General features: G+C 69.5%; 15 protein-coding genes. 9 read left to right on the top strand and 6 right to left on the bottom strand.

The features are described 5' to 3' along the window. Positions 1–459 precede the first annotated feature (459 nt). Positions 460–909, top strand: a complete 450-nt coding sequence (locus DDE23_RS20335; RefSeq protein ID WP_133239597.1) for a hypothetical protein — start codon at positions 460–462, stop codon at positions 907–909. 43 nt (positions 910–952) lie between these two features. Here DDE23_RS20335 and DDE23_RS20330 read toward each other — a convergent pair whose 3' ends face one another. The 6 genes from DDE23_RS20330 to DDE23_RS20305 all read right to left on the bottom strand — a co-directional run bounded on the left by DDE23_RS20330 (position 953) and on the right by DDE23_RS20305 (position 9,687). Further along, a complete protein-coding gene (locus tag DDE23_RS20330; protein ID WP_107754926.1) occupies positions 953–2,305 on the bottom strand; it encodes a DUF1501 domain-containing protein in 1,353 nt (450 codons plus the stop codon). Further along, positions 2,302–3,660, bottom strand: a complete 1,359-nt coding sequence (locus DDE23_RS20325) for a DUF1800 domain-containing protein (RefSeq protein ID WP_107754925.1) — start codon at positions 3,658–3,660, stop codon at positions 2,302–2,304. The genes DDE23_RS20330 and DDE23_RS20325 overlap by 4 nt, the downstream gene beginning before the upstream one ends. Before the next feature lie 170 nt (positions 3,661–3,830). Continuing rightward, a complete protein-coding gene (locus tag DDE23_RS20320; protein WP_107754924.1) occupies positions 3,831–5,789 on the bottom strand; it encodes a tripartite tricarboxylate transporter permease in 1,959 nt (652 codons plus the stop codon). Positions 5,790–5,991: 202 nt separating this feature from the next. Then, positions 5,992–7,062, bottom strand: coding sequence for a type 2 periplasmic-binding domain-containing protein (locus tag DDE23_RS20315; RefSeq protein WP_107754923.1), 1,071 nt, complete (start codon positions 7,060–7,062; stop codon positions 5,992–5,994). A 46-nt stretch (positions 7,063–7,108) separates the two neighbouring features. Next, a complete protein-coding gene (locus tag DDE23_RS20310; protein ID WP_107754922.1) occupies positions 7,109–8,512 on the bottom strand; it encodes an FAD-dependent oxidoreductase in 1,404 nt (467 codons plus the stop codon). Further along, positions 8,509–9,687 carry a pyridoxal-phosphate-dependent aminotransferase family protein gene (locus DDE23_RS20305; RefSeq protein ID WP_107754921.1) on the bottom strand — a complete coding sequence of 393 codons (1,179 nt, stop codon included), beginning with the start codon at positions 9,685–9,687 and terminating at the stop codon, positions 8,509–8,511. The genes DDE23_RS20310 and DDE23_RS20305 overlap by 4 nt, the downstream gene beginning before the upstream one ends. Positions 9,688–9,850: 163 nt before the next feature. Here DDE23_RS20305 and DDE23_RS20300 point away from each other — a divergent pair, with 163 nt between their 5' ends. From DDE23_RS20300 to rpoD, 8 genes are all read left to right on the top strand, one after another. Next, complete coding sequence (locus DDE23_RS20300; protein WP_107754920.1) at positions 9,851–10,519, top strand: GntR family transcriptional regulator; 669 nt, start codon at positions 9,851–9,853, stop codon at positions 10,517–10,519. An 86-nt stretch (positions 10,520–10,605) separates the two neighbouring features. Then, positions 10,606–11,052, top strand: coding sequence for a tellurite resistance TerB family protein (locus DDE23_RS20295; RefSeq protein WP_107754919.1), 447 nt, complete (start codon positions 10,606–10,608; stop codon positions 11,050–11,052). Between the two features lie 293 nt (positions 11,053–11,345). Further along, complete coding sequence (locus DDE23_RS20290) at positions 11,346–13,445, top strand: HlyD family secretion protein (protein WP_107754918.1); 2,100 nt, start codon at positions 11,346–11,348, stop codon at positions 13,443–13,445. A 199-nt stretch (positions 13,446–13,644) separates the two neighbouring features. Then, positions 13,645–14,700: a peptide chain release factor 1 gene (prfA, locus tag DDE23_RS20285; RefSeq protein WP_107754917.1), complete on the top strand. Its 1,056-nt coding sequence runs from the start codon at positions 13,645–13,647 to the stop codon at positions 14,698–14,700. Between the two features lie 28 nt (positions 14,701–14,728). Then, on the top strand, positions 14,729–15,556 hold the full coding sequence (prmC, locus tag DDE23_RS20280; protein WP_107754916.1) for a peptide chain release factor N(5)-glutamine methyltransferase: 828 nt from the start codon (positions 14,729–14,731) through the stop codon (positions 15,554–15,556). A 239-nt stretch (positions 15,557–15,795) separates the two neighbouring features. Next, the gene (locus DDE23_RS20275; protein WP_107754915.1) at positions 15,796–16,698 is read left to right on the top strand and encodes a DUF4167 domain-containing protein; all 903 of its coding nucleotides are present in this window, start codon (positions 15,796–15,798) and stop codon (positions 16,696–16,698) included. A gap of 170 nt (positions 16,699–16,868) precedes the next feature. Further along, positions 16,869–18,839: a DNA primase gene (gene dnaG, locus DDE23_RS20270; RefSeq protein WP_107754914.1), complete on the top strand. Its 1,971-nt coding sequence runs from the start codon at positions 16,869–16,871 to the stop codon at positions 18,837–18,839. A 112-nt stretch (positions 18,840–18,951) separates the two neighbouring features. After that, complete coding sequence (gene rpoD, locus DDE23_RS20265; protein ID WP_107754913.1) at positions 18,952–20,943, top strand: RNA polymerase sigma factor RpoD; 1,992 nt, start codon at positions 18,952–18,954, stop codon at positions 20,941–20,943.

Genomic DNA, 20,943 nt, shown 5'->3' with positions numbered 1-20,943 from the left:
GTCTTCGGGAGGCAGGGGCCGGAGGTTCGAATCCTCTCACTCCGACCAGTATTTCCAGAAAATTTCCCGCGTGGAAGATGTGGCCCGGGTCAGCTGACCTGGTGTCGTTCGCCACAAGGACCGGCCGAGGCTGGCGCGGAACCGCCCCCGTCTCGTGATCTCGGCGCGCGGGCTGCGGCATCTCACCGGGCGATTTCGGCTGTCGTCCCGGCGTTGTGGGCATGGACGGCCTGGTTTTCCCGCCGTCGACCCCCGATCCGAAACCCCGCCGCCTGCGACAAATACTTCTTGTTCGCGTATCGGGGATGCGATTAGCTCAACCTGTGTTGGTATTTGGTGTTTGGGTGCAACGTGAAGGTTTCTCTTGTCGGTCTCGCGATTCTGACGGCGTTTCTGTTCTGGTTTTCCGATCCGCGCGACGGTGCCGGTATCTCCGCCAGCGATGGCGGTTCACCGCAGATGCAGTCCTACCGGGAACAATTGCATGACGAGGAAGAGCGGCGGCGCGCGGCCTTGATCCATGCCTCGGTGCCCGAACGGGAAACGCTGATCTCCCTCTGCCTCGACAATTTGCAGGACGAGATGGTGGAACAGGCCCGGACGGTCTGGTCGGTGATCGGCGTGGTCGCGCCCGCGACCTCGTCGGAGGAAGGCCTCGCCAGTCGGAATTTCCGCCGCATCAGATTGGACCGGGATCAGGCCGATGTCTTTGTCCGGGACGTGGCCGGGCGTGCTTTCGCCATCGCGGCCGAGGGGATTCAGCCGCCCGGGATTCAATTCCTCGTCCATGAGGAACGCGCGGTTCCGGGATTTACCACGAGCCCGCGCTTCATTGTCGGCTACCATTGCCGCTTCATGGATATCGGCGAGGTCTTTCTTTCGCGCGGGGTGACGATCAGCGCCAATTGAGCGGACCCTGCCGGGCGCCGCCGGGCGCGGTGCCTGCCAAGGGTCACGGCACGAAGATGCCGTTTTGCTGCCGATAGGCCAGGATCGGCGTCGGCACGGACAACTGGGCGTCGGTCAGCGGCCTCGGGACCGGGGCATCCGCGGCCGGCGCCGGGCGGCGGCTGGTGGTCTCGACGATCAGCCCGTGCAGGGTGGGGGCAGTCTGGGCGCTGTCGGGGAAAACCACGGTGTCGAGTTGCGCCTGATCCACCCCCAGATGACCGCTGAGCACCCCCTTGAAGACCGAGCGCAGGTCGAGGGTCGGGCGCAGATCGTAGCCGTCAAGCAACTCGGCCGGGCGGCAGCCCGGCCAGTCGCCATGGATGCCGCCGCGCACGGCGCCGCCGACCAGCAGCACCGGCATGCCAACGCCGTGGTCGGTCCCGCGGGTGCCATTGGCGGGGATCGTGCGGCCGAATTCGGTCGTCACCACCACCGCCGTGCTGTCCCAGACCCCGGCCAGATCGTGTCGCAGCACCCCCAAAGCGCGGTCAAGGGTCGAGAGGCGTTCGGCGAAGTGCCCCTCCAGCACCCCCTGATCGGCATGGGTATCCCAGCCGTCGATGGTCAGCACCGCCACCCGTGGCCCTCCCGCCGTGGTCAGCAGCCGCGCTGCGCCGCGGAAGCCGTTGACGACCGGCGGCAGGGTCGGGTCGTTCTGGTAACCACCGGCCCCGGCCATGGCATCGACCTCCAGCCCCAGCCGATGGATCGCCAGCAGTTCGGGGTCGCGGGCCGCATAGATCTGGTGCAGGGGCTCCAGCGCCGTTGGCCTGAGGCGCGGGAACCAGGTGCTGGACCAGTCGAGCACCGGCTCGCTGCCGCGCACGATCAGCGGGTTGCTGTTGATGGCCAGCACCCGTCCGTCGCGCAGGGGCTCGCCCCCGGGCAGGACCGAAAGCAGCCGGTTGACCCAGCCCGAGGCCCCGGGGCGCGACCCGGCGAGGCCGTTTTCCAGCACCTCCTGGCATTCGAAATGCGAATGCGTCTGCAGGGGCAGGCCGACGGCGGGCACGAAGGCGGCCTCACCCGCCGCATAGAGGGCCTGCAGGTCGCGCATCGCCGGATGCAGCAGGAAGCCGCCCGACAGGGCCAGCGCCGCCTCGGGCGGGACGGCGAGCGCGCCCCGCGCCGCGTAATAGGCCGGGTCGAAGGCCGGGACCAGCAGCGACGCCCCGTCCATGCCGCCCCTCAGGATCACGATCAGCAGCCGCGCCTCGCTCAGCGTGTTGGCGCGGGCCCGCTCGCCGAGGAAGGCCGACGAAAACAGGCCGACCGACAGCCCCATCAGCCCGCGCCGGGTCAGCGACAGGAGGTGGTCGGCACAGTCATGGGGCAAGGGCAGGGGGCGGGTCATCTCCGTTGGAACTCCGGGGCCATGAAGAGGAGGGTCAGCGCCTGCACGGGATCGGTGGCGGCGCGCAGCGCGGTGGCGGTCTCGACGCTCAGCGCCGGGCCCAGCACCCGGGCGGCCAGCCGTCGCGGCGGCAGGGTCAGGGGCGCGCGGTTCAGCAGGATCTGGGTGGCCTTCTGCAGCGCGTCGCCCCGGATCCGCAGCCCGTTGGGCGAGAGCCAATGCGCGGTCTCGTCGGGAAAGCCATCCGGCGTCTCCCAAAAGCCGGGCCGGTGGCCCAGCGCGTCGAGGATCTGCAACAGCAGCCAGAGGTCGTCATCGTGCCACATCCGGTTGAGCGCCCGGGCCTGTGCCACCATCAGCTCATAGGGGGTGCGCAGCTTGGTCTGGGGCAGGGTCCAGGCCTGTGGCAGGTCGATGAGGGCCAGCGCCGTCTGCATCAGGTCGCCCTCGCTGTCGAGATAGGCGCGGGCGATGGGATCGACCATCTCGGGCGTGGGGGTGTCGGTCAGGAAATGCTGCACCAGCTTGAAGGCGAGGTGCTGTGCCGTGGCCGGATGCCGGGCCAGATCGGTCAGCACCGCGGTCAGCTGCCCCGCGCGCCCGGTATAGCGCCGGCCCAGAACGCGCCGCGGCCCCGGTTCGTGCCAGTCGTCGCGAAAGATGTACTGGCCGCGGGTCGCATCGCTGCCGCCGTTCAGGTTGCGGTCGGCCTCCCATCCGCGGACATAGCTGTGGCCGCTGAGGATATAGGCCATCTGCAGGATGTCGCCCTCGGTATAGCCCGCGCCATAGCCCAGCGTGTGCAGTTCCAGGACCTCGCGCGCCAGGTTGACATTGACGCCCGCGCCGCGCCGCAGTCCGATCAGGCTGTTGGGGCCGATCGAGTCCTGATTGTCGAGGTAGCACAGCATCGCCGCCTGGGTCAGGATCGCGGTCAGCATGCGCTCGAACGGGCCCGTCGCCGTGCCGCGGATCACGTAGCGTTCGACCACCCCGCGCATGCCGCGCACCAGTGCGGCCTTTTCGACCGACATGTTGAAATGATTGGACCAGAACATGACCAGCCGCTCGAAGAAGCCGACCGGGGCGAAGACGCGCTTGTGGAAGGCGGCGATCGTCTCGGCCCGGTTGATCGCTTCGTAATCGGTGAAGCTGCCCGATGCGCCGGTCGCGGCGGCCTGGGCCGGATCGGGCAACTGGGTGCCGCGCAGGCGCCGCACCCAGCCTGTAGTCAGTTCCTGCACCAGTGCCCCGCGCGGGTCCGAGGCAATGTCCTGCAGGGTCGTGGGACGGGCGCCCAGCCCGAAGCGGCTGGCGGCCAGGGCGGCGCGCGCAATGGGGTCGGTAAGGGTCATGGGGCAGGGCCGGGGGTGAAGGATGCGGTCGCCGTCCCGGGCTATGGCAGTCGGGCCTTCTGGCCCTCCGCGCGGGATACCGTCCCCTTATCGCCGGTCGTCATTTACGAAGTCTCAACACCTCGCCGGAGAATGCGGAGAATTTGCCACGAATGCCGGTGGTCCCGGCCTCAGCCCCAGAGGGCCAGCGCGGGCTCCAGCCAGCGGACATGCAGCACGCGGTGATAGATGACATAGAGCGCCAGCGCCGCCCCGGCCGCATAGAGCAGCGTCCAGCCGATCCGGTGGCGGGTGGCCAGGCCGAGGTAGAGCGCGACGAAGCCCACCAGCGCCACGGGTTGGCCAAAGGCCCAGGCGGTGGCGATCATGGCGCCGATGGCCAGCAGGAACCCCGCGCTTTTCAGCGTCTCGGGGTCGGGGCCGCGGCCCTCGCTGGCCGGGCGTTTGGGCCAGGCGCGCAGGTCGGTGACCAGCGCCACGGCGGCAAAGAGCGCGCCCAGCGGGGCGATGACCAGCGGGAAGCGGCGGGCCGAGGGCGGCCAGCCCAGCGCCGGGGCGATGGCGGCAAGGAAGGTGGCGCTCAGCGCCAGACCCAGAAAGATCGAGGCCGGATGTCCCCCCAACGCCCGGCTGGCGGCGCGCAGCGACGACACGTCGCGCGCCTTCAGCGTCGAGCGGATGGCGAAGACCAGCGCCACGACCAGCAGTACCGCCAGCGCGATGGACAGGGGCCGCGCCAGCAGGTCGGCGGGCGAGAAGCTCTGCCAGGACAGCACCAGCGAGCTTTCCATCACCGGCCCCAGCACGAAGCCCAGCACCAGCGCCGGCCTCGGCCAGCCGCCGCGTTTCATCAGATAGCCCAGCGCGCCGAAGCCCAGCACGGTCAGCCAGCTGGCGATGCTGGGCGTGTCGAGCCAGGCGCCCATGAAGACGAACAGGATCACCCCCGGCACGATCAGATGCCCGCTGACGAACGACAGACGCGCCATCTGCCGGCTGACGATCATCAGCAGCCCCGCGCCGAAGATATTGGCGACGATCAGCATCCAGACCAGCGAGAAGGTGATGTCGAGCTGGGTGCTCAGCATCGCCCGGCCCGGTGCGAGGCCGAGGATGGTGAAGGCGCCAAGCAGGATCGCCATCGAGGCCGATCCGGGGATGCCCAGCCCGACGGTCGGGATCAGCGCCCCGCCGAGGACGGCGTTGTTGGCGGCTTCGGGCGCGATGACGCCGCGGACGTTGCCGGTGCCGTATTCCGGCTCGCCCGGCGCGCGTTTGCTCTGCGCGACATGGCCATAGGCGACCCAATCGGCGATCATCCCGCCGAGGCCCGGCAGCATGCCGATATAGATGCCGATCCACGAGCAGCGGATCACCAGCCACCAGTTCCTCAGCGCGTCGCGGATGCCGGCGGTCAGGGATTCCGTCTCGTCCCGGTCCACGCGCGAGATGGAGGCATTGCGCACGGCGAGGTCCAGCATCTCGGGCAGGGCGAAGAGGCCCAGCACCACCGGGATCAGCGGGAAGCCGTCGATCAGATACATGATCTCGAACCAGTAGCGGGGCTCCTCGCTGGCCACCGGGAAACCGACCTGGCTCAGCAGCAGGCCCGCGGCGGCGGCGGCCAGCCCCTTGGAGACCGCGCCGCCCGAAACCGTGGCGACCATGGTCAGGCCCAAGGCGCCGAGCAGGAAGAATTCGGGCGTGCCGAAAGACAGGATCAAGGGCCGGATCAGGGGCAGCGAGGCCGCCATGGCCAGCCCGCCCAGCACGCCGCCGATGGCCGAGGCGGTGAAGGCCGCGCCGAAGGCCCGCGCCGCCTGACCCTTCTGCGCCATCGGATAGCCGTCCATCACCGTCGCCTGCGAGGCCGCGGTGCCGGGGATGCCCAGCATGACCGAGGCGATGGTGTCCGAGGTGGCGGTCACCGCAAAGACGCCGAGGATCAGGGCCAGCGCTGGCACTGTGTCCATGCCGAAGGTGAAGGGCAGGATGATGACCACGCCGGTGATCCCGCCCAGGCCCGGCACCGCGCCCAGCCAGAGGCCGAACAGCACCCCCAGACCCAGATAGAGGGGGGTGGGCCAGGTGAAGACCAGCCCCAGACCGCTCAGGAATGCGTCGATCATGCTCGGGGCCTCCCCTGCCCGTGGTGAAAGTCGTGGTGCCCCGGTGCGCGGCCGCTGCGGGGCGGGCGACGGTGGGATGAAATCCCACCCTACAGGCGCCCGTAGGGTGGGATTTCATCCCACCATGGCCGCGCGCCCGGTCCCGGCCCCTGCCAGGGCGTCGATGCGGCACGGGCGGGGCCGCGCCGCATCGGCGGCCCGCCTACTGCGTGCCGCTGGCGATATAGGAGGTGACCGTTTCGGCAATCGCCGGATCGACCGCCCGCAGCCCGTCGATCATCGTCTCCATCTGCGCCGGGCCGGTGAAGACCGGCACCGAGCCCGCGGTCGCCGTCGCCGCCTCGCGGAAGGCGGGCTCCTCGACGGTGGCGGCGAAGCTTTCGCGCAGCAGCGCCAGCGTCTCGGCATCGACGCCGCGCGGTGCGGCGATCAGCCAGGTGGTGCCCGCCATGCCCTGGTTCAGCCATTCGATGGCGTCATAGAGCGGACCCTCGGGCGGGGCGCCGGTCAGATCCTCGACCACGCTGCGAAAGCTCGGCATGTCGCCGAAACCCTCCAGCCCGACCGGCTGGCCATCCGGCCCCGCCAGTTCGTAATACCACAAGGGCAGGCCGATCCCGGCGCCGACCACGTTGTCCTCGATCCCGCCGAAGTAATTGCCCGCCGGGGTGACGTGGAAATTCACCTCGTCGCGCTGGAGCGCCGCCACGATGCTCGACCCGTCGCCGAAACCGGTGGTGTAGCCATACTCGATCCCCAGCAGGTCCAGCGACATCCGCCCTATGAGGTCGAGATACGAGCCCGGCCGGTAGCCGCCCAGCTGCAGCCCGGAGAGGCCGGGCAGATCGGCGGGGCCGGTCACCGTGGCGCCGCCCACGTCGTTGCGCATATAGGCCATGGTCGGCACGCCCATCCCGGCGATCACCTCGAAATCCGACCAGTCGACGTTCTGCGAGGCCGGGCCGATGGCGCGGGTCGGGCCCGACCAGCTGACCCAGGCCAGCGTCAGGCCATCGGGGCGGGCGTTGCGGGCCTCGATGATGCCGGCCATCTGGGCCCCGCCGGTGACCGGCTGGACGATGAAATCGGGGTTGCCGGGGATATGGTCGGCCCAGTGATTGGCGAAGAGCTGCGCCATCACCCCGGTCGAGCCCCCGGCACCAAGGTTGATGACGATGCGGATCGTCTCGCCTTCGTAGCGGTCCTCGGCCAGCGCCGGGGGCGCCCCCAGCGTCAGCGCGGCCAGACCGGCCAGTACGGTAGTTCTCGGCATGTGGTCTCCTCCCCTTATGCCTCACCCCTGCGGGTGATTCTTGCCTTCAGCGCGTCATCGTCTTGCTCAGCTCGGTCTGCGGCAGGTAGCAGCCCTGCGCGCGCAGGCGCCCGACCAGCGCCTCGGTATCCAGATCGCAGCCGGGCTGCCCCGTCTCCAGCGATTGCTTGGCCGCCGTCGCCGCCGCCTGACCCATCATATAGGCCGCCGATTGCGCCCGGATCGAGCCGTGGACGGCGTGCCCGCTGGAATGGCAGCGCCCGGCAACCCAGAGGTTCTCCCACCCCTTCGGCACCAGAATCGAATAGGGGATCCCGACCGAGGCCCCGCGGTCCAGCTTGCCGTTGCCCTCGAAATCGCGCTTGAAACGCTCGAATTCGGCCTCGGAGGTGTTCGTCGGGTGATTGTCAGGCGGGCGGTTGTAGACGCAGACCTGATCGGGGAACTGGCGGCGGGCCTGATAATCCTCGATGGTCAGGGTGAATTCGCCGACGATCCGCCGCGTGTCGCGCACGCCCATCACCGGCGCGGTCGAGACCAGTTCGATATCCTGACAGCCCGGCACGTATTTGCGGTAGAAATCCACGAACTCCTGCGCCACGACCCGGCCGCGCATCATCCCCTCGGACAGGCTTTGGCTGTCCAGACCGTTCAGCCCGTAGACATGGCCGGCGTTGATGTTGGCGATGCTCTCGCCCAGCTTGTTCATGCCGGGGATGAAGCGGAAATGTTCCGAGAAATGGCCGTCCGCCACCGCCTGCGGCAGGATCTCCTTGCGGACCCGCAGCTTCACCGCATCCATCGCCTCGACCCCGCCCTGATAGGCCGGGTCGTCCCAGTCGACCCCGCCCACCAGCGAGCAGAGGGTGCCGGGTGCGGTATCGGGCCAGTCGATGCCCGCCACCTTGCATTCCGCCCCGGCCAGCGCCGACAGCGCCGCATCGCCCGTGCAATCGATGAAGGCGCCTGCCTCGACGAAGCTATAGCCCTCGACATTGCTCAGCACGGCGCCGGTGATCCGCTGGCCGTCCGTCTCGCAATCAATGACCCGGGTGAAATAGCGCACGTCGACACCCGCCTCGGTGGCCTTTTCGTCCAGAAGGCGCTTCAGCCCCTCGGGGTGGAAGGGGATCCAGCGGTTGTAATGCTTGTGCCAGAAATCGGGCGTCACGCCGGGGCCGAGATAGCCGCGCTGGTGCATCGATTCCACCAGCTCGCGGCAGAAACCGCCGACCAGCGCCTTCTCGCCGTCGCCCATCGGCCCGAAAGTGGTGACATAGGACGAGGTGCCCATGCCACCCATGCAGCCCTGCGCCTCGGCCAGCAGCACCCGGGCGCCCAGCCGCGCGGCGGCGATGGCCGCCGCCGTGCCGGCCGGGCCGCCGCCCGCCACCAGGATGTCATAACGGCTTTCGACGGGGATTTCCCGGACCAGACGATGCGTTCTCATGCCGGTTCTCCCTGCCGCTGTGCCTCGGCCATGACGCCCATGGCCGCCGCCACGCCGCCCCGCTGGTGGGCGATGTCGGCGAGGCCAAGGCTCATTTCCACCCCCGCCAGCGCCGAGATCAGCGACAGGTCGTTGAGATGCCCGAGGTGGCCGATGCGGAACACGCGATCGGCGAGTTTTCCCAACCCGTTACCCAAGGATAGATCGAACGAGGCCAGCGCCACCTGACGCAGCCGGTCGGCCGAGGCGCCTTCGGGAACCCGAAGCGCCGTCAGGGCCGCGGAATATTCGGACGGCACCGCACATTGCAGCTCCAGCCCCCAGGCGGTGGCGGCGGCGCGCGTCGCGCGGGCCAGGCGCCGGTGGCGGGCGAAGATCGCCTCCAGCCCCTCGGCCCGCATCATGGCAAGCGCGGCGCGCAGGCCGAACAGCGTGTTGGTGGCGGGCGTGTAGGGGAAGAAGCCGTCCGCATTCAGGCGGATCACCGGCTCCCAGGCCCAGTACGAGCGGGGCAGGGTGGCGGTCTTCGCCGCCTCCAGCGCCTTCGGCCCCAGCGCGTTGAAGGAAATCCCGGGCGGCAGCATCAGCCCCTTCTGCGAGCCGCCGACCGTCACATCCACGCCCCAGTCATCGGCGCGGTAGGGGATCGAGCCCAGGGACGAGATCGTATCGACCATCAGCAGCGCCGGATGCCCGGCCGCGTCGAGGGCGGCGCGGATCGCCGGAATGTCGGCGGTACAGCCGGTCGAGGTCTCGTTATGCACCACGCAGACGGCGCGGATCCTGTGCCCGGGATCGGCGCGCAGCCGGTCCTCGATGCGCTGGGCCTCGGCGCCCCGGCGCCAGTCGCCCGGCAGGATCTCGGCCTTGAGCGACAGGCGCCCGGCGATCTCGGCCCAGAGGCTGGCGAATTGCCCGCTTTCATACATCAGCACCTGATCGCCCGGGGACAGCGTGTTGACCAGCGCCGCCTCCCAGGCGCCGCTGCCGGACGCGGGATAAGTCACCACCGGCCCCGCGCAGCCGAAGATCCAGCGCAGGCCGTCCTGCACGTCATGGGCCAGCGCCTGAAAGGCCGGGCCGCGGTGGTCGATGGTCGGCCGGTCCATGGCCCGCATCACGTCATCGGGCAGGGCGCTGGGCCCCGGAATGAACAGGTGATGGCGTCCGGTCATGTCTTGGCTCCCCCTCCGGCCGCAACGGGCCGGATCGTCTTGTCTTCCCTGAGAATCGTGCATATTGTATTCAAAATACAGAATCAAGCATTCAATTCGCGACGGGCTCCCCTTGTCTTGCCCGGAAATGCAGGAAACAATGATCGCAGCCCCAGCGGACCCGATGACCTTGCTCCAGCCGATCCACCGCCCCTCGCTCCATGACCAGCTGGTCGAGCAGTTGCGCAGCTATTTCACCGAAGGCCCGCTGAAGCCGGGCGAGAAGGTGAACGAGCAGGCGCTGGCCAGTGCCTATGGCGTCTCGCGCACGCCGCTGCGCGAGGCGCTGAAGGTGCTCGCCTCCGAAGGCCTGCTGACCTGGACGCCCAACCGCGGCGTGCGCATGGCCGAGATCAGCGCCGAGGGGCTGGCCGAGGTCTTCGAGGTGCTGATGGCGCTGGAATCGCTGGCCGGGCGCAAGGCCGCGGCCCGGATGACCGAGGCGGGCATCGCCGCCATCGCCGATCTTCAGGCCCGGATGGAGGCCGAATACGAGGCGGGCGACATCAGCGCCTATTTCCGCACCAACCAGGCGATTCACGAGGCGATCCTGCAGGGCAGCGGCAACGAGGCGCTGATCGGCACGCATCGCTCGCTCTCGGGCCGGGTGCGGCGCGCGCGCTTCATGGCCAACATGTCCCGCACCCGCTGGCAGCACGCGATCGAGGAACACCGCGAGATCCTGGCGGCGCTCACCGCCCGCGATGCCGAGGGGCTGGGGCAGCTGCTGGCCGCGCATCTGGAGGGCAAGCTGCGCTCTCTGCAGGAGACGCTGCCGTCCTCCCGCGCCTAGGTGCCAGGTCCGGCGGGGCAGGGGCCTCACGCTGGCGTGTCGCGGGGGCGCTTGTCCCCGGCGGCCGGAACGCGCATCTTGGGGGCATGATTGACGCCCTTCGCAGCCTGTTCCGTCCCGATGCCGCCCCGCGGTCCGAGGTTTCCGCCGATGTCGCCGTCGCCGCGCTGCTGGTCGATGCCGCCCGCGCCGACGACCAATACAAGCCCGAGGAGCGCCGCGCTGTCGTCGCGCTTCTGGAACACATGTTCGGGCTCGAACATCCCGAGGCCGAGTTGCTGTGCGAAAAGGGCGAGGCCGCACAGGCCGCCGCCGCCGATATCGTGCGCTTCACCCGGGTGGTGAAATTCGCCATGGAAGAGGACGAGCGCATCCGGCTGATGGAGGCGCTGTGGGAGATCGTGCTGATCGACCGCGACCGAGACCCGGAGGAAGACGCGCTGCTGCGCCGTCTGGCGCCCTTGCTCGCCGTTTCGGACCATGACAGCGCGCTGGGCCGCCAGCGGGTTCTGGCCCGGCTGGCGGCGGGCTGACCGCAATCCCCCGGGCTCGGCCCTGCGGCGACATCGGCCATGCCTGCGGGATCGTTCACGCATTTTTCGATACTGTGTCTCAATTTCGCCCCGATTGGTGACGAGAACAAGATGAACAGGGAAGCGATTCCGGGTGAGTCGCCCGGGCTTCCACATCTTTGAGGCGAGTTCGGGCATGGCCGCGCTTTCGATCCATCTCCTCCGCCAGGGTCCGTGCCTGACCGGGCGGCGCATGGCGGGCCCCTGCCTGGGGGGGCTGCGCCCCTCTGCCCCCCTTGCGATCGGAGGCCGCCATGGGGCGTGATCCCTTCGATCCCGAGGATTTCCTCGATCTGGGCGGCGCCAAGCCCGACCGGCCGACGCGCGAGCTGCCGCCCATCGTGCAGCCGCCGGTCTATCCGCGCCGACAGCCCGCCCCGGCGCCCCGCGCCGCCGCGCCCGTGGCCCGCGCGCCCGAAACGCCCCGCACCCCCGAACGCGCCGAGCAGGAGATCGCCGCGCGCCTGACGGCGCCCGATCCGGTGCTGCAGCCCCTCGCCGCATCGCGCCCGATGGTCCGCACGGTCGCGCAGGCACCGCAGGCCGAGGCCCTGCGCGCCCCGGTCGAGCATTACATTCCCGGCTACGGCTTCCAGCGCCAGGCATTGGCCGTGGGGGGCGACACCGGCTACGACCACGCCATCGCCGGTCCGGTCTATCACCGCCACGCCGGGGGGCAGGCCGTGGCCGCCCAGCCCGCGGGGCTGGAGGCGAGCTACCCGGGCTCCGTGCCCGAAGCGGGCTTCGAGCCGGAATACGAGGCCGAGGCCGCCTATCCCGGCGCCATGCCCGCCCCGAGCTTCGCCGAGCAGGCGCCGTTTCGCCATGCGGTCCCGTCCTCTGCCGCGTCCTCCGCTCCGCGCGGCGCCTCGCTGCAGGATTGGGAAAACGACGCGGCCGAAGCCCGCAGCGCTGCCCGCCAGCCCGCCTCACCGCGCCGTGCCGCCGCCCAGCGCGGCGCCGGTCTGGTGCGGGAGCCGATGGCGGTGGCCTTCCGCGGCCTCGAATACGCGACCCAGACCTGGAGCGTCTACGGCTTCACCCTCGCCGCGCCGCTGCCGGGCGCCGAGGAGGCGCCGATCACCGACGTGACGCTGATGATCGCCCGGGGGGTGACGCGGCTGGCCCTGCAGGTGCAGGTCGCGGCCGAGACCGATCCCGGCGTGCGCCCGGCGCGTTATGCCTTCATCGACCTCGAACCCGCGCAGGCCGAAGTCCTGCGCCGCATCGCCGAACACGCGCTGGCCAATCAGGCCCGGGCGCTGGCCGAGATGTTCGAGGAAACCGACGCCGCCCTGCCGCCCCAGGCTCCGCAACACTACGCCCCGCCGCCGCCTTACGCCCCGCCGCCCGCGCCTGCCCCCCGTCAGCCCGAAGCCGAGGCCTGGCCCTATCCCTCGCCGGTCCTGCAGCCGAAGCCGAAAAGCCCGGCCGCCGCCGCTGCGCCGGTGGCCGAGGCGCCGCAAGCCGACCCCCGCAAGCCCCGCAGCGGCTTTGCCATCGGCCTCAGGCTGTCGCTGGCGCTGGCCGCGCTGATCGCGGGCGGGGTCTATTGGAACGCCCAATCCTCGATCGCCTCGCGCTTCGGTGCGGTCACCGTCGCCGCCACCGAGATGGGGGCGCCCGAAGCCGGCTTCGTCACCGATCTGAGCGTGACCGAGGGCCGGGCCGTGGCGCTGGGCGAGCGTCTGGGCACCATCCGCCAGACCGATATCGACTTCTCGCTGACCGAGACCGGCCGCCGCCGTCAGGCGCTGCTGGCCGAACAGGCGACGCTCAGCGCCGAGCGCGAGACGCTGCGCGAGCGCGCGGTGCAGGCGGCGCTGGGCGAGACCGAGGGCGCGGCGCAGGAGAATGCACGCGCGCTCGACGCCGCCGATCTGCGCCTCACCGTCATCGCCGCCGAACTCGCCGCCATGCCGGTTCCGCCCGGCGAGGGCCAGCCCGGCGCGCCGATCCTGTCGCCCTGCGAGTGCACGGTGCTGACGCTCAACCATCACAACGGCGATTGGGTCGACCCCGGCATGCCGCTGGCCGTCCTGACCGCCGGTGAGGCGGCGAGCGTGCATGCGCTGCTGCTGGGCAACGAGGCGCGCGAGGTCGCGGTCGGCAACCATGCGCGGATCCGGCTGGCCGATGGCACCTCGATGGCAGGCACCGTCGAGCGGGTGAGTTTCGATCCGCATTGGCCGGGCTATGCCGGGCTCGACGACGATGTCTTTGCCGCCGGTCGCTACGCCCGGGTCGAGATCCGCCCCGAACGCCCGCTGACCGCGCCGGTCGGCAGCACGGCCGAGGTCACGGTGCAATCGAGCCAGATCTGGGGTGCGCTGCGGGCTCTGGCCGGGATGTGAGGCGGCGCCGAGGGGTTTCGCCCTCGGCCCCCGCTGGCGCGGGCTTCTCGGGCGACCGGCGGCGGGGGGCCAGCCCCCCGCACCCCCCGCCAAAGGGGGTTTTCCACCCCCTTTGGATACCCCCGAGGATATTTAGGGAACAAAGAAGGCGGCAGGCTGGCCCCTTGACGCGCCGGGGCTTGGGCGGCAAACCCGGCCCATGCTGCCCCGTGACACGCTTGACCAGATCACCCGGCGCTTCGAGTATCTCGAAGCGCAGCTCGCCGCCGGGGCCGACCCCGCGGCGCTTGCCGAGATCGGGCGCGAATATCAGGGGTTGAAGCCGGTGGTCGCGGCGATTGCCGCCTGGCGCGTTGCGCTGGCGCAAAAGGCCGAGGCCGAGGCACTGCTGGCCGATCCCGAGATGAAAGCGCTGGCGCAGGAGGAACTGGCAGCGCTGGACGAGACGATCCCGGCGCTGGAGGCCGAGCTGAAGATCGCCCTGCTGCCGCGTGACATCGCCGACGGGCGGCCCGCGATCCTGGAGATCCGGCCGGGCACCGGCGGCGAGGAGGCGGCGCTTTTCGCCGCGGATCTCCTCAGGATGTACCAGCGCTATGCCGATCTGAAAGGCTGGCGCTGCGAGGTGATTTCCGAGACCGCGACCGAGCTTGGCGGCCTGCGCGAGGCGGTGATGCGGGTGGTGGGCGAGGGGGTCTTTGCCCGGCTCAAGTTCGAATCGGGTGTCCACCGGGTGCAGCGCGTGCCGGTCACCGAATCGGGCGGGCGCATCCATACCTCGGCCGCGACCGTCGCCGTCCTGCCGGAGGCGAGCGAGGTCGACCTGCAGATCCCCGACAGCGACATCCGCATCGACACGATGCGGGCCTCGGGCGCGGGCGGCCAGCACGTCAACACCACCGATTCGGCGGTCAGGATCACCCACCTGCCCAGCGGCATCGTCGTCACCTCGGCCGAGAAATCGCAGCACCAGAACCGGCGTCTGGCCATGGAGGTGCTGCGCGCCCGGCTCTTTGATCTGGAGCGCCGCAAGCAGGCCGATGCCCGCGCCGCCGACCGCAAGGCGCAGGTGGGGTCGGGCGATCGCTCGGAACGCATCCGCACCTATAATTTCCCGCAAGGCCGGCTGACCGATCACCGGATCAACCTGACGCTCTATGCGCTGCCGCAGATCCTGGGCGGCGATCTGGATGGTGTCGTCGAGCCGCTGATCGCCCAGGACCAGGCCGAGCGGCTGGCGGAGCTGGAGGCATGAGCGCCCCGGGTTTCCAAGGGATTGCCCGATGATCTTGCGCGAGGCGCTGGCGCAGGCCATCCAGCGGCTGGACGCCGCCGGGATCGCCGACGCGCCCCGCGATGCGCGGCTGCTGCTGGCCCATGCGCTGGGCATCGCGCCCGACCGCCTGACGCTGGTCCTGCGCGATCCGGCCGGGGCGGAACAGGTGGCGTTCGGGGAGGCCATCGCCCGCCGGGCGGCGCGCGAGCCGGTCAGCCATATCACCGGGCGCAGGCTCTTCTGGGGGCGCGGGTTCCACGTCACCGCCGATGTGCTGGACCCGCGCCCGGAGACCGAGACGCTGATCGCCGAGGCGCTGGGCGCGCCCTTCACGCGGGTCCTCGACCTCGGCACCGGGTCGGGGGCGATCCTGCTGACGCTGCTGGCCGAGCGTCCCGCGGCGCGGGGGCTGGGCTGCGACCTGTCGCCCGCGGCGCTGGCCGTGGCCGAGGGGAATGCCGCCACCCTGGGGCTGAGCGCGCGCGCGGCGTTCCGGCAGGGCGACTGGTTCGGGCCGGTGGAGGGGCGGTTCGATCTGATCGTCTCGAACCCGCCCTATATCGCCGAGGCCGAGATGGCGGAGCTTTCGCCCGAAGTGCTGCGCGAGCCGCGGATGGCGCTGACCCCGGGGGGCGACGGGCTCGATGCCTATCGCGCCATTGCCCGGGGCGCCGGGGCGCATCTGACCCCGGGCGGTCGGCTGATGGTCGAGATCGGGCCGACCCAGGGCGCGGCGGTCGCCGGGCTGATGGCGGCGGCCGGATTGCAGGGAATCGCCCTGCACCCCGATTTCGACGGCCGTGACCGCGTGGTTTCGGCGCATTGGCCCCGCTAGGCCGGTTCTGCGCCTTTTCCGCCACGTTTGTGCGAAAAGACGCCGATGTTCACAGGTTTTTTCCACTTTCGGGCTTGTCTCGATCCCGGGCGCGTGGTTAGTCCGGGGTGTGCCGGGAGTGGTCGCACCGCTTGTCGCTTCGCCCCAGAGCACGCTAATCCAGACTGACTGACCCTGACGCGCCCTTTCGGGCGAAGCCTTGGGGTCAAGCGACCCGACCAAGGCCGGAACTCGATTTCATGAGACCATCGAACAAACGTTCGCGCTCCAAACAGAACCGTCCGCGCTCGCTGGGCAACATCGTCAACCGGGTGTTCGATTCGTCGGGCCCGGAGGGCAAGGTGCGTGGCACTCCGCAGCAGATCATCGACAAGTATTCGGTGCTCGCGCGGGATGCCCAGCTCTCGGGTGACCGGGTCGCGGCCGAGAATTTCCTCCAGCACGCGGAGCATTACACCCGCATGCTGAACGAGGCCCAGGCCGAACTGGCGCGTGAGGCCGAACAGCGGCGCGACCAGCAGTTCCAGGGCGGCCAGAACCCCGGCAACGGCGGCCAGAACAACGGCCAGAATGGCGGTGGGCAGGGCGGAAACGCCCAGAACCACAACGGCCAGAACAATGGCGGCCAGAACGCCAGCAACCAGAACAACAACGGCGGCCAGGGCCACCAGAACAACCAGCAGAACCGCCGCAACGAGCCGCGGGATCAGCGCGGTGAGGGTGGCGAAGGCGAGGGTGACCAGCGCCCGTCCTGGAAGCAGGAGCGCAACCGCCGCTTCGAGGAACGCCGCCAGCAGCGCGAATCGAGCGATCCGCGCGACGATGCCCCCGCCGAACCCGAGTCGATGCTGGTCGAAACGCCGGAATCGCGGCGCAGCGACCAGCCCGAGGTGATGGCGCCCACGGCGGCTCCGGGCGAGGCTCAGGCCCGGGAAACTCAGCCCCGCGAGAGCCGGGCCCGTGAACCCAGGGTCCGCGAACCCAAGGCTCCCGAAGCCAAGGCCCCCGAGGCCGAGGTCCCCGAGGCTCCGGCAGCCGAGGCGCCCTCGGATGCCGCGGCCGCGCCGAAAAAGCCGCGCGCCCCGCGCAGTCGCAAGCCCAAGGCACCGACCGAGCCCGCCCCCGACGCGGCGGCGGAATGACCGGACCGGGACGCTGCGGGGACCTTCGGGTCCCCGTTCGTTTCCTGAGCCTCTGCCGCCACCCCGGGGCCCGGATGCAGGGCGCGGCGGAAAGCGTGATCGCACAATGGTGGCGCGGCAGCCCGCCGCGTCCTATATGATGGGTCCAACAACCCCGAGAGCCGGAATTCATGTCGCTGCCGCCCGGATTTCTGGAGGAACTGCGCTCGCGCGTGTCCATCGCGCAGGTGGTCGGCCGTGCCGTGACCTGGGATCTGCGGAAGTCGAACCAGGGCAAGGGCGACCTCTGGGCGCCGTGCCCGTTCCATCATGAAAAGACCGCCTCGTTCCACGTCGACGACCGCAAGGGCTATTACTATTGCTTCGGCTGTCAGGCGAAGGGTGACGCGCTGAAGTTCATTCAGGAAACCCAGAACCTCGGCTTCATGGAGGCGGTGGAGACGCTGGCGCGCGAGGCCGGGATGACCATGCCCGCCCGCGACCCCGGCCAGCGCCAGCGCGACGACCGGCGCACCACGCTGGTCGAGGTGATGGAAAAGGCGGTCCGCTTCTACCGCATGCAGCTGAACGGTGCCCAGGCGGCCGAGGCGCGGGCCTATCTCGACCGGCGCGGGCTCAGCGCCCAGCAGCGCGAACGCTGGGAGATCGGCTTTGCCCCCGATCAGCGGCAGGCGCTGTTCCAGCACCTGACGCAGGCCGGGATCGCACCCGAGCTGATTATCGAGGCCGGGCTCTGCGCCACGCCCGACGGCGGCGGCGCGCCCTATGACCGGTTCCGGGGCCGCATCATGTTCCCGATCCGCGACGGGCGCGAGCGCTGCATCGCCTTCGGTGGCCGGTCGATGGACCCGAATGCGCGGGCCAAGTATCTGAATTCGCCCGAGACGCCGCTTTTCCACAAGGGCAACGCGCTCTTCAACCACGCGCCCGCCCGCAATGCCACCGGCAAGGGCCAGCCGCTGATCGTGGCCGAGGGCTATATGGACGTGATCGCCTTGGTCAACGCGGGCTTCGAGGGCGCGGTGGCGCCCCTCGGCACCGCGGTGACCGAGGATCAGCTGCGCCTGATGTGGCGCCTCCATGAAGAGCCGGTGATCGCGCTCGATGGTGACACGGCAGGGCTGCGGGCCGGGCTCAGGGTGGCCGATCTGGCGCTGCCGCTGGTCACGGCGGGGCAGGGGCTGCGGTTTGCCCTGCTGCCCGGCGGGCAGGACCCCGACGACCTGATAAAGGCGCAGGGCGCGGGCGCGATGAAGGCGGTGCTCGACCGTGCCGTGCCCATGGCCCGGCTCTTGTGGGACCGCGAGATCCAGGGCCAGGTCTTCGACAGCCCGGAACGGCGCGCGGCGCTGGACCGGCGCCTGCGCGAGATGCTGAACCGCATCACCGACCCGAACCTGCGCGAGCATTACGCCGAGGATTTCCGCCAGCAGCGCCGGACGCTCTTTTCCGGCGACAGCGGCGGCGGGTTCCGTCCGGGTCGCAAGGGCAGCTGGGACAAGAAGGGCTGGGACAAGAAGGGCGGGGGATCCACCGCCCCCTTGCCCGGCACCCGCGGCTCGTTGCTGGCCGCCGGGGCCGAGGGCGCGGACGAGGATCTGCGCGAGGCGCTGATCCTGGCCACGCTGTTCGCCCATCCCGTCCTGATTACCGATTTTGACGGACCGCTGGTCGATCTGGAGCCCCGGCGCGAGGATCACCGCCGCCTGCAGGCCGTGCTGCTTGCCGCCGCACACGAGGACCCGGCCCCCAGCCGCGAGGTGCTGGCCGAGCGCGCGGGCGAGGCGCTGGCGACACTGCATGCGCTGCCGCATGTGGCCATCGCACCGATGCTGCGCCCCGAGGTTGCGCCCGATTTCGTGCGCAATTGCCTGACCGAGGACTTCCAGGTGTTGCTTTCGCGCCGCGCTCTCAAGCGCGAGCTGAACGAACTCGCCGCCGAGATCGAGGACATCCCCGACGACACGCTGACCTGGCGGCTTGGCCAGACGGCGGCGGCGCTGGACCGTGCCGGACGCGGTGCGAGCAACGAATCAACGACCGATCTGGGCGAGGACCGCGCCGAGCTTGCGGCGCAACTTCAGTCTCTTATCGACGCCCAGGTCTGGGTGAAAAAGAAGCGAAGACCCGGGCCGCCGTGAGTCGGCGGCCCCCGAATCAGTGAATCTTGCCACGCCCCCTGTGATTCGGCCCGCCCAAGGGCTATCTCTGTGAAAAAGCCGAATCACGCCTCGTCCCCTGCCCGGAGGAACCATGGTCGCCAAAGATACCGACGACGCGAAGCCCGAAGATCAGGACAGCGAATTTACCCTCGACATGAGCCAGGCCTCGGTCCGGCGCATGATCGCCGCCGCACGCGAGCGGGGGTTCATCACCTATGAGCAACTCAACCAGGTGATGCCGCCGGATCAGGTCTCGTCCGAGCAGATCGAGGACGTCATGTCCATGCTCTCGGAAATGGGCATCAACGTCGTCGAAGAAGAAGAAGCCGAAGAGGGGGAAACCCCCGACGCGCCGGAAGCCACCGCTTCGGGCTCGACCGAACTGGTCGTGGCCTCGGGCGGCAGCGAGACGCTGGACCGCACCGATGACCCGGTGCGCATGTACCTGCGCGAGATGGGCTCGGTCGAACTGCTGAGCCGCGAGGGCGAGATCGCCATCGCCAAGCGGATCGAGGCCGGTCGCAACACGATGATTGCCGGGCTTTGCGAAAGCCCGCTGACCTTCCAGGCGATCATCATCTGGCGCGACGAACTCCTGTCCGAAGAGGTGTTGCTGCGCGAGGTCATCGACCTCGAGGCGACCTTCGGCAATGCGCTGGACGACGACGAGGACGGCCCGGTGGTCGAAGGCGTCGGTGGCGCCGACAGCGACGGCCAGCCGCGCGCGGCCCGCCGGGCGGAACCCGAACTCGACGCCGACGGCAATCCGATCTCCAGTTCGGACGAGGACGACGACGATTTCGACCAGTCGAGCATGTCGCTTGCGGCGATGGAATCCTCGCTCAAGCCCCGCGTGCTGGAGACGCTGGACCAGATCGCCCGCGACTACGACATGCTGGAAGAGATGCAGCATCAGCGGATGCAGGCAACGCTGCAGGAAAAGGCCCGCTTTTCCGCCGCCGAAGAGACCGCCTATCAGAAGCTGCGCTCGGAAATCGTCGAGCTGGTGAACTCGCTTCACCTGCACAACAACCGGATCGAGGCGCTGATCGACCAGCTCTACGGCATCAACAAGAAGATCATGACCATCGATTCGGCGATGGTGAAGATTGCCGATGCCGCCCGGATCAACCGCCGCGAATTCATCGACGAATACCGCGGTTACGAGCTGGACCCGACCTGGTGCGACCGGATGGCCAAGGCCAAGGGCCGCGGCTGGGCGACGCTGTTCGAGCGGCACGGCGACAAGGTGGTCGAGCTGCGCGAGGACATGGCCGAGGTCGGCCGCTACGTCGGCGTCGACATCTCGGAATTCCGCCGCATCGTCAGCCAGGTGCAGAAGGGCGAGAAGGAAGCGCGTCAGGCCAAGAAGGAAATGGTCGAGGCCAACCTGCGTCTGGTGATCTCGATTGCCAAGAAATACACCAACCGCGGGTTGCAATTCCTTGATCTCATTCAGGAAGGCAACATCGGCCTGATGAAGGCCGTCGACAAGTTCGAGTATCGTCGCGGCTACAAGTTCTCGACCTATGCCACCTGGTGGATCCGGCAGGCCATCACCCGCTCGATCGCCGATCAGGCGCGGACCATCCGTATCCCGGTCCACATGATCGAGACGATGAACAAGCTGGTGCGCACCTCGCGCCAGATCCTGCACGAGATCGGCCGCGAGCCCTCGCCCGAGGAACTGGCCGAGAAGCTGCAGATGCCGCTCGACAAGGTCCGCAAGGTGCTGAAGATCGCCAAGGAGCCGATCAGCCTGGAGACGCCGATCGGCGACGAGGAAGACAGCCAGCTTGGCGATTTCATCGAGGACAAGAACGCCGTTCTGCCCCTCGATTCCGCCATTCAGGAGAACCTGCGCGAGACGACGACGCGGGTTCTGGCCTCGCTCACCCCGCGCGAGGAGCGGGTTCTGCGGATGCGCTTCGGCATCGGCATGAACACCGACCACACGCTCGAAGAGGTCGGCCAGCAGTTCAGCGTGACCCGCGAACGGATCCGGCAGATCGAAGCCAAAGCTCTGCGGAAGCTCAAACATCCGAGCCGTAGCCGCAAGCTGCGCTCGTTCCTGGATCAGTGA

This window comes from Pararhodobacter aggregans, assembly GCF_003075525.1.
GTDB classification, from domain to species: domain Bacteria; phylum Pseudomonadota; class Alphaproteobacteria; order Rhodobacterales; family Rhodobacteraceae; genus Pararhodobacter; species Pararhodobacter aggregans.
Note: the sequence above shows the minus strand (reverse complement) of the source record. Positions and strands in the feature narration are given on the sequence as shown.

What these genes read in the sequence shown, in the direction of transcription:
- dnaG (WP_107754914.1), top strand. Translation starts at nt 16,869, where the DNA reads ATGTCGCTGCCGCCCGGATTTCTGGAGGAACTGCGCTCGCGCGTGTCC.
- DDE23_RS20320 (WP_107754924.1), bottom strand. Translation starts at nt 5,789, where the DNA reads ATGATCGACGCATTCCTGAGCGGTCTGGGGCTGGTCTTCACCTGGCCC.
- DDE23_RS20295 (WP_107754919.1), top strand. Translation starts at nt 10,606, where the DNA reads ATGATTGACGCCCTTCGCAGCCTGTTCCGTCCCGATGCCGCCCCGCGG.
- DDE23_RS20335 (WP_133239597.1), top strand. Translation starts at nt 460, where the DNA reads ATGCAGTCCTACCGGGAACAATTGCATGACGAGGAAGAGCGGCGGCGC.
- DDE23_RS20275 (WP_107754915.1), top strand. Translation starts at nt 15,796, where the DNA reads ATGAGACCATCGAACAAACGTTCGCGCTCCAAACAGAACCGTCCGCGC.
- DDE23_RS20310 (WP_107754922.1), bottom strand. Translation starts at nt 8,512, where the DNA reads ATGAGAACGCATCGTCTGGTCCGGGAAATCCCCGTCGAAAGCCGTTAT.
- DDE23_RS20315 (WP_107754923.1), bottom strand. Translation starts at nt 7,062, where the DNA reads ATGCCGAGAACTACCGTACTGGCCGGTCTGGCCGCGCTGACGCTGGGG.
- DDE23_RS20325 (WP_107754925.1), bottom strand. Translation starts at nt 3,660, where the DNA reads ATGACCCTTACCGACCCCATTGCGCGCGCCGCCCTGGCCGCCAGCCGC.
- prmC (WP_107754916.1), top strand. Translation starts at nt 14,729, where the DNA reads ATGATCTTGCGCGAGGCGCTGGCGCAGGCCATCCAGCGGCTGGACGCC.
- DDE23_RS20305 (WP_107754921.1), bottom strand. Translation starts at nt 9,687, where the DNA reads ATGACCGGACGCCATCACCTGTTCATTCCGGGGCCCAGCGCCCTGCCC.
- DDE23_RS20330 (WP_107754926.1), bottom strand. Translation starts at nt 2,305, where the DNA reads ATGACCCGCCCCCTGCCCTTGCCCCATGACTGTGCCGACCACCTCCTG.
- prfA (WP_107754917.1), top strand. Translation starts at nt 13,645, where the DNA reads ATGCTGCCCCGTGACACGCTTGACCAGATCACCCGGCGCTTCGAGTAT.
- rpoD (WP_107754913.1), top strand. Translation starts at nt 18,952, where the DNA reads ATGGTCGCCAAAGATACCGACGACGCGAAGCCCGAAGATCAGGACAGC.
- DDE23_RS20290 (WP_107754918.1), top strand. Translation starts at nt 11,346, where the DNA reads ATGGGGCGTGATCCCTTCGATCCCGAGGATTTCCTCGATCTGGGCGGC.
- DDE23_RS20300 (WP_107754920.1), top strand. Translation starts at nt 9,851, where the DNA reads ATGACCTTGCTCCAGCCGATCCACCGCCCCTCGCTCCATGACCAGCTG.